General features: G+C 64.7%; 15 protein-coding genes. 10 read left to right on the top strand and 5 right to left on the bottom strand.

Translation table 11 applies throughout. The annotated features are described in order from the left end of the window. Positions 1 to 8 precede the first annotated feature (8 nt). The 5 genes from ureE (at position 9) to QFZ40_RS18335 (ending at position 4,034) form a co-directional block, all read left to right on the top strand. Complete coding sequence (gene ureE / locus QFZ40_RS18355) at positions 9 to 491, top strand: urease accessory protein UreE (RefSeq protein ID WP_306906111.1); 483 nt, start codon at positions 9 to 11, stop codon at positions 489 to 491. 150 nt (positions 492 to 641) lie between these two features. Continuing rightward, positions 642 to 1,307 (top strand): urease accessory protein UreF, encoded by a 666-nt coding sequence (locus tag QFZ40_RS18350; protein WP_306906109.1) that lies wholly within the window; start codon positions 642 to 644, stop codon positions 1,305 to 1,307. Between the two features lie 26 nt (positions 1,308 to 1,333). Further along, positions 1,334 to 1,951: an urease accessory protein UreG gene (gene ureG, locus QFZ40_RS18345; RefSeq protein WP_306906108.1), complete on the top strand. Its 618-nt coding sequence runs from the start codon at positions 1,334 to 1,336 to the stop codon at positions 1,949 to 1,951. Between the two features lie 146 nt (positions 1,952 to 2,097). Then, positions 2,098 to 2,970 (top strand): urease accessory protein UreD, encoded by an 873-nt coding sequence (locus QFZ40_RS18340; protein ID WP_373427485.1) that lies wholly within the window; start codon positions 2,098 to 2,100, stop codon positions 2,968 to 2,970. After that, positions 2,970 to 4,034: a HoxN/HupN/NixA family nickel/cobalt transporter gene (locus QFZ40_RS18335; RefSeq protein WP_306906107.1), complete on the top strand. Its 1,065-nt coding sequence runs from the start codon at positions 2,970 to 2,972 to the stop codon at positions 4,032 to 4,034. Before QFZ40_RS18340 ends, QFZ40_RS18335 begins: the two co-directional genes overlap by 1 nt. 123 nt (positions 4,035 to 4,157) lie before the next feature. Here QFZ40_RS18335 and QFZ40_RS18330 read toward each other — a convergent pair whose 3' ends face one another. Continuing rightward, positions 4,158 to 4,610 (bottom strand): transferase, encoded by a 453-nt coding sequence (locus QFZ40_RS18330; RefSeq protein WP_306906105.1) that lies wholly within the window; start codon positions 4,608 to 4,610, stop codon positions 4,158 to 4,160. Between the two features lie 252 nt (positions 4,611 to 4,862). Between QFZ40_RS18330 and QFZ40_RS18325 the strand changes: the two genes are divergently transcribed. Next, complete coding sequence (locus QFZ40_RS18325; protein ID WP_306906104.1) at positions 4,863 to 5,615, top strand: GAF and ANTAR domain-containing protein; 753 nt, start codon at positions 4,863 to 4,865, stop codon at positions 5,613 to 5,615. A 49-nt stretch (positions 5,616 to 5,664) separates the two neighbouring features. Here the strand turns inward: QFZ40_RS18325 and QFZ40_RS18320 are convergent, their stop codons facing one another. From QFZ40_RS18320 to QFZ40_RS18305, 4 genes are all read right to left on the bottom strand, one after another. Beyond that, on the bottom strand, positions 5,665 to 6,654 hold the full coding sequence (locus tag QFZ40_RS18320) for a carbohydrate kinase family protein (RefSeq protein ID WP_306906103.1): 990 nt from the start codon (positions 6,652 to 6,654) through the stop codon (positions 5,665 to 5,667). Between the two features lie 84 nt (positions 6,655 to 6,738). Beyond that, the gene (locus QFZ40_RS18315) at positions 6,739 to 7,533 is read right to left on the bottom strand and encodes an ATP-binding cassette domain-containing protein (protein ID WP_306906102.1); all 795 of its coding nucleotides are present in this window, start codon (positions 7,531 to 7,533) and stop codon (positions 6,739 to 6,741) included. After that, on the bottom strand, positions 7,530 to 8,576 hold the full coding sequence (locus tag QFZ40_RS18310) for an ABC transporter permease (protein WP_306906101.1): 1,047 nt from the start codon (positions 8,574 to 8,576) through the stop codon (positions 7,530 to 7,532). The genes QFZ40_RS18315 and QFZ40_RS18310 overlap by 4 nt, the downstream gene beginning before the upstream one ends. Before the next feature lie 29 nt (positions 8,577 to 8,605). Continuing rightward, positions 8,606 to 9,724 (bottom strand): substrate-binding domain-containing protein, encoded by a 1,119-nt coding sequence (locus QFZ40_RS18305; protein ID WP_306906099.1) that lies wholly within the window; start codon positions 9,722 to 9,724, stop codon positions 8,606 to 8,608. Positions 9,725 to 9,888: 164 nt separating this feature from the next. Between QFZ40_RS18305 and QFZ40_RS18300 the strand changes: the two genes are divergently transcribed. From QFZ40_RS18300 to QFZ40_RS18285, 4 genes are all read left to right on the top strand, one after another. Further along, positions 9,889 to 10,887, top strand: a complete 999-nt coding sequence (locus QFZ40_RS18300) for a LacI family DNA-binding transcriptional regulator (RefSeq protein ID WP_306906991.1) — start codon at positions 9,889 to 9,891, stop codon at positions 10,885 to 10,887. A 142-nt stretch (positions 10,888 to 11,029) separates the two neighbouring features. Beyond that, positions 11,030 to 11,323, top strand: coding sequence for a putative quinol monooxygenase (locus QFZ40_RS18295; RefSeq protein ID WP_306906097.1), 294 nt, complete (start codon positions 11,030 to 11,032; stop codon positions 11,321 to 11,323). Positions 11,324 to 11,559: 236 nt separating this feature from the next. Next, positions 11,560 to 13,800 (top strand): 4-alpha-glucanotransferase, encoded by a 2,241-nt coding sequence (malQ, locus tag QFZ40_RS18290; RefSeq protein ID WP_306906096.1) that lies wholly within the window; start codon positions 11,560 to 11,562, stop codon positions 13,798 to 13,800. Between the two features lie 28 nt (positions 13,801 to 13,828). Continuing rightward, a complete protein-coding gene (locus QFZ40_RS18285; protein ID WP_306906095.1) occupies positions 13,829 to 14,737 on the top strand; it encodes an SDR family oxidoreductase in 909 nt (302 codons plus the stop codon). Positions 14,738 to 14,767 lie beyond the last annotated feature (30 nt).

Below are 14,767 nucleotides of genomic sequence, written 5' to 3'. Positions count from 1 at the left end.
GAGCTGACGTGATCATCGAAAAAGTCCTTGGCAACCTGCACGACCTGCCGGCAAGCCGGGCGCAGTACGCCGGATTGCATCAGGAAAAGGTAGTGCTGCCCAGCTCCCAGCTGGTCAAACGCATCCAACGCGTCACCACCGACCACGGCAATGAGATCGGCATCAGGCTTCAGCCAGGCTCCGGGGATCTGCGCGACGGCGACATCCTGCACCTGGCCGAAACCAACATGATCGTGGTCTCCGTCCTTCCCACGGACGTCCTCGTTATTGCCCCCCGGTCAGTGCACGAGATGGGCGTCGTGGCGCACTCCCTCGGCAACCGGCACTTGCAGGCACAGTTCTTCGACGGGGCCTCGGAGTACGGTGCCGAGGTCATGGTGTGCCAGTACGACCACACCGTCGAGGACTACCTTCGCCACGTCGGTGTGCCCTACGACCGCCAGGAACGCGTCATGCCTGTGCCCTTCCGCCATGCTGAACACAGCCACTAACTCGGCGCCATTGGCTTTGACGGCTGGGTGCGGCTTGGGGGCTTCGACGGGAGATAGGGGCCGTGCCCGCTTCGCGGTGCCCACCACGCCGCGGCCCCTATCTCCCGCCTCCGCCGATCCGAAGAGTCACCTTTTGTCGAGGTGCCTGTCATGACCTATCAGTTGGCGCTGCAGCAGCTTACTGATTCCGCCTTGCCTACCGGGGCTTTTGCGCACTCTCTTGGCTTTGAGACCTATATCGACGCTGGTGTGGTTCGTGATGAGGGATCTTTTGGGGTGTGGCTCGGGGCTTACATCTCGCAGCCGCTTTCATACTCTGACGGGCTCGCCATTCGGTTTCTTTATGAGGGTGCTGATGTTGTGGAGCTTGATGCTCTGCTTACTGCTTCTCTGTTGCCGCGGCAGGTTCGGGAGGCGAGCGTAAAGATGGGCTTGCGCCTGCTGGAGATCGGTTCCGAAGTTTTTCCGTCCGCGGAACTGGAAAGGTACCGGGAGCTGGTGGGCGCCGGCCGGGCCGCAGGGCATCAGGCGCTGGGCTTCGCCGTCCTCGCCCGTTCCCTGCAGGTTCCGCTTCCGGAGGCGCTCGCCGCCTACCTTTTTGCCGCTGTCACCTCGCTGACGCAAAATGCCGTCAGGGCCATCCCGTTGGGGCAGAACGCCGGGCAGCGGCTGCTGCGGAACGCGGCCGACGGCGTCGCTGCCGCCGTCGGGAAGATCGGCGACCTGACGCCGGACGACTTCGGGGCAGTGAGCCCGGGACTGGAAATCTCGCAGATGCGGCACGAGCGCCAACGCGCCCGGATGTTCATGAGCTAGCTGTGCTTTTTTCAAAGGAGGAAACAATGTCTGAACCCGTCAAGATCGGCATCGGCGGCCCGGTGGGCGCCGGCAAAACCCAGCTTGTGGAGCGCCTCACCCGGCACATGAGCCGTGAAATCTCCATGGCCGCGATCACCAACGACATCTACACGATCGAGGACGCCAAAATCCTCGCAGCAAACGGGATCCTCCCGGTGGACCGGATCATCGGCGTCGAAACCGGCGGCTGCCCCCATACCGCCATCCGCGAAGACACCTCCATGAACACCGCCGCCATCGAGGAACTCAAAACCCGGCACCCCGACCTCCAGGTCATCTTTGTCGAATCCGGCGGTGACAATCTCTCAGCCACCTTCAGCCCCGAACTCGTGGATTTCTCCATCTACATCATCGACGTGGCCCAAGGCGAGAAGATCCCCCGCAAGGCCGGGCAAGGCATGATCAAGTCAGATCTCTTCATCATCAACAAGACAGACCTGGCACCGCACGTCGGCGCGGACCTGAATGTGATGGAACGGGACTCCAAAGAGTTCCGCGGCGCTAAACCCTTCTGCTTCACCAACCTCAAAACCGACGAAGGCCTCGACGCCGTCATCAACTGGATACGCCATGACGTCCTCATGCTTGATCTGGCTTCGTGAGCACGACGGCGGCCCAGTTGGGTCCGGCGGCTTCACCGGATATTAGGGGCCGTGCCCGTCCCCTGGCGCTCCCAATCCTCGCAAGCTCGGACCGGGGCCCTCGCGCCAGTGGGCCCCCCACGAGAGCCGCCACGCCGCGGCCCCTAATATCCGGCTCCGCGGCCTCCGCGGTTGAGGTGCCTCGCGGAGTGCTTGAGCTCGTCATCAGTGAGCGTGGGGGGCGTTCCATTGCGTCCCGGCAATTTCATGAAGGCGCCTTGAGGGTTCTCCGCCCGCACTATTTGGATGACTCCGGGCAGGTTTGCTACGTCGTGGTGAATCCTGGCGGGGCCTATCTTGGCGCGGATCTGTTTGTTTTGGACGTGGAAGTGGGGGATGGGGCTGACCTTTTGCTCACCACACAGTCGGCTACCAAGGTTTACCGGACTCCGGGGTCCTTTGCCGAGCAGCGGATGGCGATTCGGCTGGGGGAGGGCGCGCGGCTGGAGTTGGTGCCGGACCAGCTGATTGCCTACCGGGAGGCCAGCTACCGGCAGAATACCCACATCACCCTGCGGCCGTCGTCGAGCCTGGTCATGGCCGAGGTGGTGACCCCGGGATGGTCGCCGGATGGCGCGTCGTTCCGATATGAGGAGCTGCGGCTCCGGAACGAAATCCGGGTGGACGGCGGCGGATCGGCGGAACCGACACTGCTGGCCCTCGACAACCTCCTGATCCGGCCGCCCCTGGATGATGTCACCGGCATGGGGTTCATGGAGGGCTTTAGCCATCTCGGTTCGCTGCTGGTGGTGGACGCCCGTGTAGATCAGGCGCTCGCCGATGAACTGTACGCGCTCACTGCAGAACATGATGCCTGCACGGGGATCTCCCTGACCCGCAGCGTGTGCGGAACCGGCGGATTGGTGCTCCGCTCGTTGTCCAACAGCACGGGCGAACTGAACCGTCTTCTGGGTGCCTGCATGGCACTGCTCAGGGAACGCTGGCACGGGCGGGAACCCCTGGATCTGAGGAAATACTGATGACCACGCTCACCCGGTTCGCCATGATGTACCGTGAGCGGGAAACCCTGCCCCTGAGGACGCGGCTGCTGTTCACCTTTGGTGCCGTGGGCGCCCTGCACGCCGCCGCCGTCGTACTCCTTCTTGCCGGGATGTTCGCATCCCCTGTCCCCGGAACGGGCAGCGAACAGCCGCTAGCGCTGGGACTGGTGCTGACCGCCTATCTTGCCGGCGTCAAACACAGCTACGACTGGGATCATCTGGCCGCCATCGACAATTCCACCCGCACGTTCGTGGCGCAGCGCCAGGAACCGGTGAGCGTGGGCTTCGCGTTCAGCCTGGGGCACAGTTCGGTGGTGATCCTGGCGGGCGTTCTCCTGGTTGCCGGTGCCACGATGGTGGGACAGCTCATGCAGTCAGACTCGGCGGGGAACGCGGTGCTCGGGCTCATCGGCAGCGGGGTGTCAGGATCGTTCCTGCTGGCCATGGGAATGTTCAACGGCTCCGCCTTCCTGCAGGCGGCGAAGATGTATTGGAGTGCACGTGCCGGCGGCGCCATCAACCTCGAAGACCTGGAGGCGAAGGGACTTGTGGCACGCCTGCTGGCCAGGCCCCTGACCCGCGTGCGGCGGCCACGCCACATCTATGTGATCGGCTTCCTGTTCGGGCTCGGTTTTGACACAGCCACCAACATCGGGCTGCTGGTAATGACGACGGCGGCCTCGCTGGCGGGCGTCTCGCCGCTCGCCCTGGTTGCGCTGCCGCTCGCGTTCACCGCCGCCATGACCCTGTGCGATTCGCTCAACGGGGTGGTGATGATGCGGATGTACCGCTCCGCGCTACTCAATCCGCGGCGCAGGCTGGGCTTCAACGCCGCAGTCACTGGAATCTCGGCACTGTCCGCGCTGTTCATCGCGGTCATCACACTTGCTGGCTTTTCTAAAGCAGCGTTCCGGCTGGACGACCCACTGACCGGCTGGCTGGGCGCCGTTGACCTGGGCGACGCCGGGCTGCTCCTGGTGATCCTGCTGCTGGCAGTGTGGGGCCTGGCGGTGCTACACGGCCGGCGCAGGATTTCCGGCTGAAAGCGCGCTTAAGTACGGGCTAGCCAGCCCCCACTTTCTCGGTGCTGCCCGGGCCGTAGCCACGTGGGTGGACGGGCCGGCACCTGGCGGTGGGATCCGCCAGGTGAGTGCCCCTGGCCTACTTTAGGCCGCGAGGCCGTGGTCCGGCCTGCGGGGCGGACGCTTCTCAGCCGGGCCGCGGCGTCGCCGGACTGCCTCTGCCATCACGCGTCCACGCTCGGGCACAGTCGTATCGGCGTGCACATGCGTCCCATGGCCGATCAGGGCCCCGGCTCCGATCCGCGAATGGCTTCCGATGTGGGCTCGGTTGCCGATGACCGATCCGTGGCCTACGTAGACGCCGTCGCCGATTACGGTGCGGTCGCCGACTTTCGCCTCGCGGTCGATCCAGCTTCCACGCCCTACCCGGGCGCCAGGACCGACCTGTGCACCTGGCTCCACATAGGTCATTGAACCGATACGGGCAGTTTCATCAACGTTGGCACCGGGTCCGACAAAGCCCCCGCCGTTAGGGTGCCGCAAGTAGCGGGTCACCTTGCCGGCGTCGTCTTCTACTGATTCGAACTTCCTGCTCATTCCGTTCCTTATCCAGCGCACGGGTGAGTTTCCCGCGCCATAAATGTTAACGTTCAAAGGCACGTGGGGATTCCCGTGAAACCCCGAAAAATGACGGCGCTGAAACCTTCGGAGCGAACAAGGGCCCCTTGCCGCAGAAGCTGCCCTTTTGCCGGGAAAACACCCGGGGTAAACTGTGGTCACCGTCTTTGCAGTAGGCGATCAACCTGGCTGGTAAGCGCTACAGCCACGCTGTGTGTTCAGGGGGGAACCATGGTAGCTGCCGAAGTCTCAGAAAATGACGTTTTCACGGATGTTGCCCAGCACCTTCAGGATGTGGTGCTGGACAATCCTGAAGTTGAGCACTTCCTCGGGGAACTGGCCGCGTACTCAGCGGCCCGGCTCAGCGGTCGCGGAGGCACGGTTTCCTGCGGGATTTCCGTTGTCAGGAGGAAGAAAACCACCATAGTGGCCGGCAGCAGCCCATCCGCCCGTGTGATGGACCAGTTGCAGCACCACTACGGGGATGCACCATGCCTGGCAGCCATCCGCGGCATGGTCACCGTACTGGTCCCCGACCTGAGGTTGGAGAAGCGCTGGCCGGCCTATGTCCAAGGGGTCACCGGCCTAGGGACACTTTCGGTAGTTGGCATTCCGCTGCCGCTGGAGGGTCCCAGCCGGGCGGCGCTGAACCTATACAGCGAGCAGCCCCACGCCTTCAGCGGGCAGGCGATTGCACGAGCGGAGGCCTTCGGCGAGCAGGCGTCCAAGAGTCTTCAGCTCGCCTTAAGACTGGCCCAGTTGCAGGAAACCCGCGATGACATGAAGGCCGCGATGAAGTCGCGGACCGCCATCGATCTGGCCACCGGTGCCATCATGGCCAAGAACCGCTGCAGCCAAAACACCGCGTTCAAGGTTTTGTTGCACGCCTCGAATACCCAAAACATCAAGCTCAATGAAGTGGCAGCCCGGGTCGTATCCTCCATTTCAGGAACCGGGGCAACCTCCACCTACTTCGACGAATAGTGGACGGGCGCCAGCCCGGTCCCTCTCGGCTTGGCCACGCGACGATTTGTCAGGCGACGACGGCGGCGGGTGCGTCCTTCTCCCCGGCCAGCATGCCGGCTTGCGGCCCGTCCTCAAGCAGTTCGGCTGTCAGCTCCGCGACCGTCGGCGGGTTGGCGCCAGGGCGGCGTACGGTTATCGCCGCCGCTTTCGACGCAGTCCGTCCCAGATTCTCCAGGGTGTCAGGCCCCAGGCCCTCGGTTTTACGTGCCAGCAGCCCATAGATCAGGGCCGCCATATAGGAATCGCCGGCACCGATGGTATCTGCAACCACCGACTTGACGGAGGGGATGTGGAGCGTGGTGGCCGGCGTTGCCAGGAGTGAACCCTCCGAGCCGCAGGTTACGACGGCCAACCCGGCCCCCAGCCCGAGGATGCGGGCCGCTGCCTCCTCAAGCCCAAGATCCGGGTAGAGCCAGGCGGCATCCTCGTCACTGAGTTTGACCACGTCGGTGAGCGGAACGAGCTCCTCAAAGATGGTGCGGGCCTCGGCGTGGCTCCCTAGGAGGGCGGGCCGGATGTTGGGATCGTAGGTGACCATGCACTCGCGGTGCGACTGCTCCAGGAGCGCCTTAACCGCAGCGGCACCAGGGGAGAGGAAGGTGGCGATCGATCCCGTGTGGAGCACCTTGGGCAGGAAGGCGGGCGCCACAGGCGCAAGCTTCCAGGTGATGTCGAATTCGTAGCTGGCGGATCCGTCGGCGGCGAGCGTCGCCGTGGCGGAGGCGGTGCGGCCGGCGGACTTTGAGCCGGGGAGGAGCTCGACGCCGGCACTCAGCAGGTGGCTTTCGATCGCGGCGCCCCGCGGGTCGTCCCCGAGCGAAGTCAGCAGGGCGGTGGCGACGCCCAGGCGGGCCAGGCCGTAGGCGACGTTCATTGGTGATCCGCCCGGATGCTCGACGGTGCCCCCGGCGGAGGTGACGACGTCAACCAGCGCTTCGCCGATGACAACAACGTCCGGAGCGGCCGGCGCCAAGGATGTGGGAGAGTTCTGGGGCACGACGAGGCCTTTCAGAGAGCCGTCCGCGGGCCTGCTGCAGGCCCGCGGACGGCATCGGGAGGGAGAGTTCTTACAAGGAGCCGGTCAGGCTGTGGCGGCACCGGTCATGATGGCCACCGCATCGGTCATTGAGTGCGATTCCGGCGTGATCGTTGCCGCGCACTTGCCCAGGCGCTGGATATGGATCCTGTCCGCAACATCAAACACATGCGGCATGTTGTGGCTGATCAGGATGACGGGCAGCCCCTGGTCCCGGAGGTCCCGGACCAGTTGAAGGACCTGGTTCGATTCCCGGACGCCGAGCGCTGCCGTCGGCTCGTCGAGCACAACCACCTTGGAGCCGAAAGCCGCGGCGCGCGCCACGGCGACGGCCTGCCGCTGGCCGCCGGAGAGGTTCTCCACAGGCACTGTCACATCCTGGAGCGTGGAGATCCCGAGCCGGTTCAGCTCATCCTTGGCCTTGCGGCGCATCCCTTTCGTGTCAAGGACACGGAAGATCTTGCCCATCGGCCCGGCAAGCCGTTCCTCCCTGCCAAGGAAGAGGTTGGAAGCAACGTCCAGGGCCGGTGAGACGGCAAGGTTCTGGTACACCGTTTCGATCCCATGCAGCCGGGCGTCCTGTGGCCGTTTGAAGTGCACCTGCTGGCCTGACACCATCAGCTCGCCGGAGTCCGGGATCTCGGCCCCGGTGAGGCACTTGATCAGGGTGGACTTTCCAGCGCCGTTATCCCCGATGATTGCCAGGACTTCGCCCGGGTAGAGGTCCAGGCTGACACCATCCAGGCCCACGACGCGGCCGAAGGTCTTGACGAGGTTCCGTGCTTGCAGGATGGGCTGGCCAAGCCCGGTTCCGGCCGGTTCAGCGTGCGTGGCGGTCATGATTTCACCTTTCGGATCCACTGGTCGATGGACACAGCGAGGATGATGAGGACGCCGACCGCGAGGGTCTGGTAGAGCACATCCAGCCCGGCGAGGGAGAGTCCGTTTCGGAACACGCCCACAATCAGCGCACCGAGGAGCGAGCCCCAGATGGAGCCGCGGCCGCCGAAGAGGCTTGTTCCGCCAATCACGACGGCGGTGATGGAGTCCAGGTTCAGATCCACGCCGGCGTTGGGGCTGGCAGCGTTCGTCCGCCCGATCTGGATCCAGGCACCGATCGCCAGCACCGCTCCTGCCGTCAGGTACACGCTCATCAGGACGCGGTTGACCGCGATGCCGGCCAGGCGGGCGGCTTCCTTGTCGTCACCCACTGCGTAGACGTGCCTGCCCCAGGCCGTCTTGCCGAGGATGAACGCCATGGCAATGTACAGCAGGAGCATCATGACGACGCCGGTGGAGATGCGCACCGGTCCAATCGGGAAGGTGCTGCCCATCCAGGTCAACAGCCCCGGCATGCTGGACCCGCGTACCGTTGACCCGCCCGAATAGAGCAGCGTCAGGGCGACGAAGATATTCAGGGTTCCCAACGTGACGATAAACGGTGGCAGCCGGAACCTGGTGACCAGGAAACCGTTCAGTGCCCCGGCGCCAAGCCCCACCACGAGGCCGAGGATGAGTGCCAGCGGCCCGGGGATGCCATTGCCGACGGACAGCTGCGCCACCACCATGGAGGCAAGGATCATGACCGCGCCAACGGACAGGTCGATGCCGGCGGTGAGGATGATGAGCGTCTGAGCGATGGCCAGGGTGCCCACGACGGACACCTGCTGGGTGATCAGTGAGAGGTTCTCAACCCGCAGGAACCTGTCGTTGAGGACCCCGAACACCACGACTGCGATGAGCAGCACGATGGCGGGACTCAGCGCCGGGTAGCGGTGCAGGACGTTCCGGATGCGGCTAAGCGGTGTCTGGCGGTCGAGGAATTCCTCGGCCAGGTCGGCATGCCCTGCTGCGGGCGGGCCTGCGGTCTGTTGCTGGGTCACGGTTACTCCCGGGTTTCTTCGGTCGGTTTCTACTTGCCCCAGCAGATCTGGCTGGCTTCAGAGGTGGTGATGCTCTTGACGCCGTCGGCCGGCTTGTCGGTGACAAGTTCGACCCCGGTGTTGAAGAAGTCGAGGCCTTCGGAGTTGGCCGGCTTCTTGCCGGTCTTGGCCAGGTCAACGATGGCCTTGACGCCGAGTTCTGCCATCTTGACCGGGTACTGCTGGGCGGTGGCGCCGATGACGCCGGACTTCACGTTGTTGACGCCGGCGCAGCCGCCGTCCACCGATACGATCAGGACGTCCTTTTCCTTGCCGGCTGACTTCAGGGCTTCATACGCGCCTGCCGCTGCCGGTTCGTTGATGGTGTACACAACGTTGATGTTGGGGTTCTTGGACAGCAGGGTTTCCATGCCTGTACGGCCGCCGTCCTCGGCGCCCTGGGAGGCCTGGCTGCCCACGATCTCGTAGTCGCCGCCCTTGCCGCCCGTGTACTTGCCGGTCTTGGCCTCGTCGCCGTTCTTCTTCTTATCGGCGGTGTCGATGCCCAGCCCGGTCAGGAAGCCCTGGTCGCGGTTGTAGTCGACGGAGACCACCTTGTCGTCAAACAGGTCGAGCAGGGCGATGGTGGCCTTCTTGCCGGCAAGCTGGGTGGCGGTCCATTTGCCGATCAGCTGTCCTGCCGCGAAGTTGTCGGTAGCGAAGGTGATGTCCGCGGCGTCTGCGGGGTCCGGCGGGGTGTCGAGGGCGATCACGAACAGGCCGGCGTCCTTGGCCTTCTTCAGTGCGTCCACCACGGACGGACCGTTCGGTGTGATCAGGATGCCCTTGTCGCCCTTGGAGATGGCGTTTTCGATGGCCTGGATCTGGGTGTCCTCGTCGCCGTCAGCCTTGCCGGCCGCGAGCTTGAGGTCCACGCCCTCGGACGCTGCAGCCTTCTTGGCGCCATCCTGCATGGAAACGAAGAACGGGTTGGCGGTGGTTTTGACGATGAGCGACACGCCCACCTTCTCGCCTGATGTTGCGTTGCCGGTGGAGCTGGGGCCGGAACTTCCGCCGCAGGCAGTCAGGCTGAGGGAGCCAAGGGTCAGGACGGCGCCCACGGCGAGCAGCCGCTTGGCGATGGTGCGGGGGGCTTTGGAAGTCAACATTGAATCTCCTGTTTATCGTGGCACTCCCGTGCCTGACAACGATGTCAGTCATCATGTAACCAGCATCACAGGGTAGAGTCAACGTAAATTCGAAGATAAAGGACGAAGTTATGACAACGATGTCTAATCGTTACCAAGCGGATCCCGGGAAGAGCCGGCCCACTATGCGCCATGTCGCTGCCCTCGCTGGAGTGGGCATCAAGACGGTTTCCCGCGTCATGAACGACGAACCGGGCGTCTCCGAGTCCACGCGACAGCGGGTCCTGGGCGCCTCGCAGCAGCTCAACTACCAGCTGGACATGGCCGCCGGTAGCCTAAGGCGCGCCGGTCGCCAGACCCTGTCGATCGGGCTCCTGTTGCCGAGTGTGGCCAACCCGTTCAGTAGTGAAATCCACCGGGCCCTGGAAGACACGCTCACAGCACGCGGCATTGCTGTCTTTGCCGCCAGCCTGGACGATGACCCCGAACGCGAAAAATCCCTGGTTGCCGCCTTCCTTGGCCGGCGGGTGGACGGATTGGTTCTTACCCCCATTGCCAAGAGCCAGTCCTACGTCATCCCGGAGCACTCGCGGGATCTGCCCATGGTGTTCATTGACCGCGAGCCTGTGGGCATCGAGGCGGACGCCGTGGTGACGGACAATGCGGTCGGGGCGGCCAGGGCCGCGGAGCACCTCATAGCCCACGGGCACACAAAACTTGCCTACTTGGGCGACCGCACCGATATCCAGACAGCCCGTGAGCGCCGGCGCGGCTTTATGGAGGAACTTGGCAGGGCGGGGGTCGCTACGTCCACGGTCCCCGTACGCGAAGGCCTCCATAACGAGGAGTCATCCTGCCTGGCGGCCCTTGAGCTGCTCACGTCCGAGGATCCGCCGTCGGCGATCTTCTCCAGCCAGAACCTCATTACGTTCGGCGCCATGCGAGCCCTGAAGCAGCTCGGAGCCAGCCGCCGCGTGGCATTGGTGGGCTTTGACGACTTCACGCTGGCGGACATGATGGACCCGGGGATCACTGTTATCGCCCAGCATCCTGAGCGGATCGGGAAGCTCGCCGCGGAGCGGCTGCTGGCAAGGATCGACGGCGACTCCAGCCCGGCGCGCACGTACATCGTTCCGTCAGAACTAATCCAGCGCGGCTCAGGGGAGCTTCCGCCGGTTTCCTGAGAAGGGCTTCCGACTGGAATTTTCAAGCAGAAAAAAATCTTCACCACCAAGATCCTCAACCATCGATATTTTCGACCACCGCAATTTTCAACAACTAACGAGCCCGGGCCAGCCGGCCCAACCAGCAACGAGGGGAAATACCATGACCAAAACGCTCTATGCAGAATTCACCGTCAAGCCCGGCAGCGAAGCCCGGGTTGCGGAGATGATGCGCGAATTGACCGAGCACGTGCGCCGTGAACCCGGCAACCAGCTCTTCCTCCCCTACACGCGGGAAACGAACCCGCGGGAATACTTCGTCTTCGAGGTTTACGAAAACGACACAGCTTTCCAGGAGCACATCAGCGCAGACTACGGTGCGAGGTTCAATGGAGAACTCGCGGACCACATCGAAGGGGACGGCTCAGTCCTGACCTGGCTCCAGCCGGTCGACTGAGTGCCACACCGCCTCACTGACAAGCTGGGGGACTAACTGACAACCTGATGGACAACGTTGTCATTGCAGGAGCGCCAAAGGGGTGGTCCTTCAAGACAGGTCATCGGACTGGATCAGACCCCCGGTGGCCCTGCAATAATCGGAACCAGCAGTGTGGTCGGGGGCCCGCAAGGTCTCCGGCAACAACAGGCAGCAGTGTAGGTTCAGGCCCATCAGACCGGACGAGGCGGACATCCATGAAGGCTCCAGACCAGCAGCAAGCGAAATCTTCAGACACACCGGTGATTTCCCCCGGGGTCGTCGACGCGGCAGGTCAGGGGTCCGTTGACCAGAATCTGCTCCGGCGGCTGGCCGATGCGCATGGCGTGGGCACCATATTCCAAGGCTGGGATGGCCTGCCGCACAGCGTTGCCGAGGAGACCTTGATCAAGGTGCTTGCCGCCCTTGGTGTCCCGGCCCATACTGATCAGCTCATCGAAGCAGCCCTCGCCGAAGCGGAACTGGCGCCCTGGCGGCGGATGCTGCCTCCCGCCGTCGTGGTTCAGGAAGGTGAACCCGCTCTGGTTCCCGTCCATGTCCGCGACGGGGCGACTGCACGGCTGAGCGTTGTACTGGAGCACGGCACGGGTCCGGAACAGCCGCTGGAGGCAGTCCAGCAGGATGTCTGGGTGCCGCCGCAGGACGTTGACGGGATGCCTACCGGCCGGGCGACGTTCGCCTTGCCCCAGGGGCTGCCTCTTGGCTGGCACACCCTGCATGCAGAGTCGGAGGGGATTTCGGCGCAGGGAACGCTGGTGGTGGTGCCCGCACGACTGACCACCGCCCAACCCCTGGCGGAACGCCGCGGCTGGGGCCTGGCCACCCAGCTTTATTCCGTGCGGTCCAAGCGGTCATGGGGAATCGGCGACTTCGCGGACCTGGCGGATCTGGCCACGCTGAGTGGCGCCCGGGGCGCCGATTATGTCCTGGTCAACCCGCTGCACGCGGCCGAGCCTGTGCCACCCGTCCAACCCTCGCCTTATTCGCCGTCCACGCGGCGCTTCTTCAACCCGCTCTACATCCGGGTGGAGGACATTCCTGAACTGGCCTACCTGAAGCCACGCAGGCGGGCCACCGTGGACACGCTGGTAGAGCAGGCCCAGGGCTTGAACCGGAACGGCGACCGGCTGGACCGCGATACCGTTTATGCCGCCAAGCTCCAGGCTTTAGAGCTCCTCTATCACGCCAGGCGGTCGCCTTCGCGGCAGGCGGCGTTCGACGATTTCTGCCGGATCTCCGGCTCCGGGTTGGATGATTTTGCCCTCTGGTCAGCCATTCGAGAGGACTTGGGGCCCGAGGATCCCCTCTGGACCGATCCGGGCCGTGCCCTGGGATCGGCCGAGGCCGAGTCCTTGCGGGAGAGGCTCGCGGACCGCATCGGCTTCCACCGCTGGCTGCAGTGGATCTGCGACGAACAGCTTGAGAATGCCCAGCGGGCTGCGCGCCGGGCGGGTATGAGGCTGGGTGTGGTGCACGACCTCGCCGTGGGTGTGGACCTGAGCAGCGCGGACGCCTGGACCCTCCGGCCGGTGCTCGCCCCCGGCATCAGCGTGGGTGCACCGCCGGATATGTACAACCAGCTGGGCCAGGACTGGAACCAGCCGCCCTGGCATCCGGGCCGGCTGGCTGAGGCCGGTTACGCTCCCTTCCGGAACATGCTGTCCACGGTGCTCCGGCACGCTGGCGGCATCCGCGTGGACCACGTTCTGGGTTTGTTCCGGCTGTGGTGGGTGCCCGCGGGCAACTCCCCCCGCGACGGCGCCTACGTCCGCTACGACCATGAGGCCTTGATTGGCATCCTGGCTCTTGAGGCGCAGCGCGCCGGCGCCGTGGTGATCGGCGAGGACCTTGGCACCTTTGAGCCGTGGGTACGTGACTACCTTGCCGCCCGGGGCATCCTGGGCACCTCCATCCTGTGGTTCGAGAACGACGGCGATTCGCCCCTCCCGCCTGAAAGGTACCGTCAGCAGGCGCTCGCCAGCGTTAACACCCACGACCTCCCGCCCACCGCCGGCTATCTCGCCGGCGACCACGTGGCGCTGCGCAGCCGCCTCGGCCTGCTGGAGCGGTCCGAGGAGGATGAGCGTGCAGAGCATACGGCCACCTTGGAGAAAATGCTGGGCCTGCTGCGGGAGCGCGGGCTGCTGCCCGACGGCGGCAATGCTCTCTTTGAGAGCCAGGGCAGCGAGGAGCGCACCATAGAGGCGCTACACCGTTTGCTCGCCCAGTCGCCGTCGGTCCTGCTGGGAGTCGCCCTGGTTGATGCGGTGGGCGAGCGGCGCGTGCAGAACCAGCCCGGCACTACCGGGGCGCTCTATCCCAACTGGCAGGTGCCGCTGGCTGGTCCGGACGGCAAGCCCGTCTTCCTGGAGGACCTTCCTGCCAACCCGCGTTTCAACTCGCTGCTGGCGGCGGTGCAGGAAGCTTTGGGCAGCTAAATGTAGGTAGGCGGGAAAGGACCGGATCATGAATGAAGGACCTGTGCTCGTGGTTGGCGGAACCGGGATGCTGGGTGGCCAAGTGGTTACCGAACTGCTGGGCCGCGGAAAACAGGTGCGTGCGCTGGTGCGGCCGGGTTCGGATGCCACACGCCTCGAGGCCGCAGGGGCCGCAATTGCCCGGGGTGACATGATGGACCCCGATTCGCTGCTACGTGCCATGGAGGGGGCCGATGCCGTCATCACGTCGGCGGCCGGTTACACGAGGCACCGCAAGGGTGACAGCCCCGAGATCGACACCGTGGGAAACGTCAACCTGGTGGAGGCGGCGAGCCGCGCCGGGATCCGCAGGTTTGTGCTCACCAGCATCCTGACCTGCGACCAGACCCCGCAGGTACCGCACTTCTGGCACAAGAAGCTCACCGAAGACCGGCTGCAAGAGCTGGGCGTCCCCTTTGTGGCACTGCGCCCCGGCGCTTTCCTGGACCAGGTCACCCGGTTCGGCGGCGATCCGTTCAGCAAACACAGGTTCATGTGGTTCGGGTCCGCCAGGGTTCCCCTGACTTTTGTGCTGACGGCTGACCTCGCCGGCTACCTTTCCGCTGCTGTGGATGCACCCGGAGTGGAAGGGCAGCGGGTGGACATCGGCATGGACCGGCCCCTGTCCATGCAGGACATCGCAGACATTTCGGGACGGCTCCTGGGAGAGCGCGTCAAGGTGCGGTCCGTCCCCGCCGGCGTCCTCCACGCCGCCGGGGCATTGTTGGGACGGGTCAATCCGATGGTTAAGGACCTATCCGCGATGATCGATTGGTTCAAGACCGGCGGCTACGTCGCGGACACCACACGCCAGCGGGAGGTCTTCGGCCCGCCGACTACCGCAGAGGACGCCGTTGCCAGGCTCATCGAAGGCCTCGGCCACCCGGTCCGGCGCTAGGCGACTCCAGGCCTCGGCGCCCACAGGCCT

Source organism: Arthrobacter pascens (assembly GCF_030816475.1).
Classification (GTDB): domain Bacteria; phylum Actinomycetota; class Actinomycetes; order Actinomycetales; family Micrococcaceae; genus Arthrobacter; species Arthrobacter pascens_B.
Note: the sequence above shows the minus strand (reverse complement) of the source record. Positions and strands in the feature narration are given on the sequence as shown.

Bases quoted from the DNA above. Each gene is read 5' to 3' on its own strand.
- malQ (WP_306906096.1), top strand. From the start codon at position 11,560: ATGAAGGCTCCAGACCAGCAGCAAGCGAAATCTTCAGACACACCGGTG.
- ureG (WP_306906108.1), top strand. From the start codon at position 1,334: ATGTCTGAACCCGTCAAGATCGGCATCGGCGGCCCGGTGGGCGCCGGC.
- QFZ40_RS18295 (WP_306906097.1), top strand. From the start codon at position 11,030: ATGACCAAAACGCTCTATGCAGAATTCACCGTCAAGCCCGGCAGCGAA.
- QFZ40_RS18305 (WP_306906099.1), bottom strand. From the start codon at position 9,724: ATGTTGACTTCCAAAGCCCCCCGCACCATCGCCAAGCGGCTGCTCGCC.
- QFZ40_RS18285 (WP_306906095.1), top strand. From the start codon at position 13,829: ATGAATGAAGGACCTGTGCTCGTGGTTGGCGGAACCGGGATGCTGGGT.
- QFZ40_RS18330 (WP_306906105.1), bottom strand. From the start codon at position 4,610: ATGAGCAGGAAGTTCGAATCAGTAGAAGACGACGCCGGCAAGGTGACC.
- QFZ40_RS18300 (WP_306906991.1), top strand. From the start codon at position 9,889: ATGCGCCATGTCGCTGCCCTCGCTGGAGTGGGCATCAAGACGGTTTCC.
- QFZ40_RS18325 (WP_306906104.1), top strand. From the start codon at position 4,863: ATGGTAGCTGCCGAAGTCTCAGAAAATGACGTTTTCACGGATGTTGCC.
- QFZ40_RS18335 (WP_306906107.1), top strand. From the start codon at position 2,970: ATGACCACGCTCACCCGGTTCGCCATGATGTACCGTGAGCGGGAAACC.
- QFZ40_RS18350 (WP_306906109.1), top strand. From the start codon at position 642: ATGACCTATCAGTTGGCGCTGCAGCAGCTTACTGATTCCGCCTTGCCT.
- QFZ40_RS18315 (WP_306906102.1), bottom strand. From the start codon at position 7,533: ATGACCGCCACGCACGCTGAACCGGCCGGAACCGGGCTTGGCCAGCCC.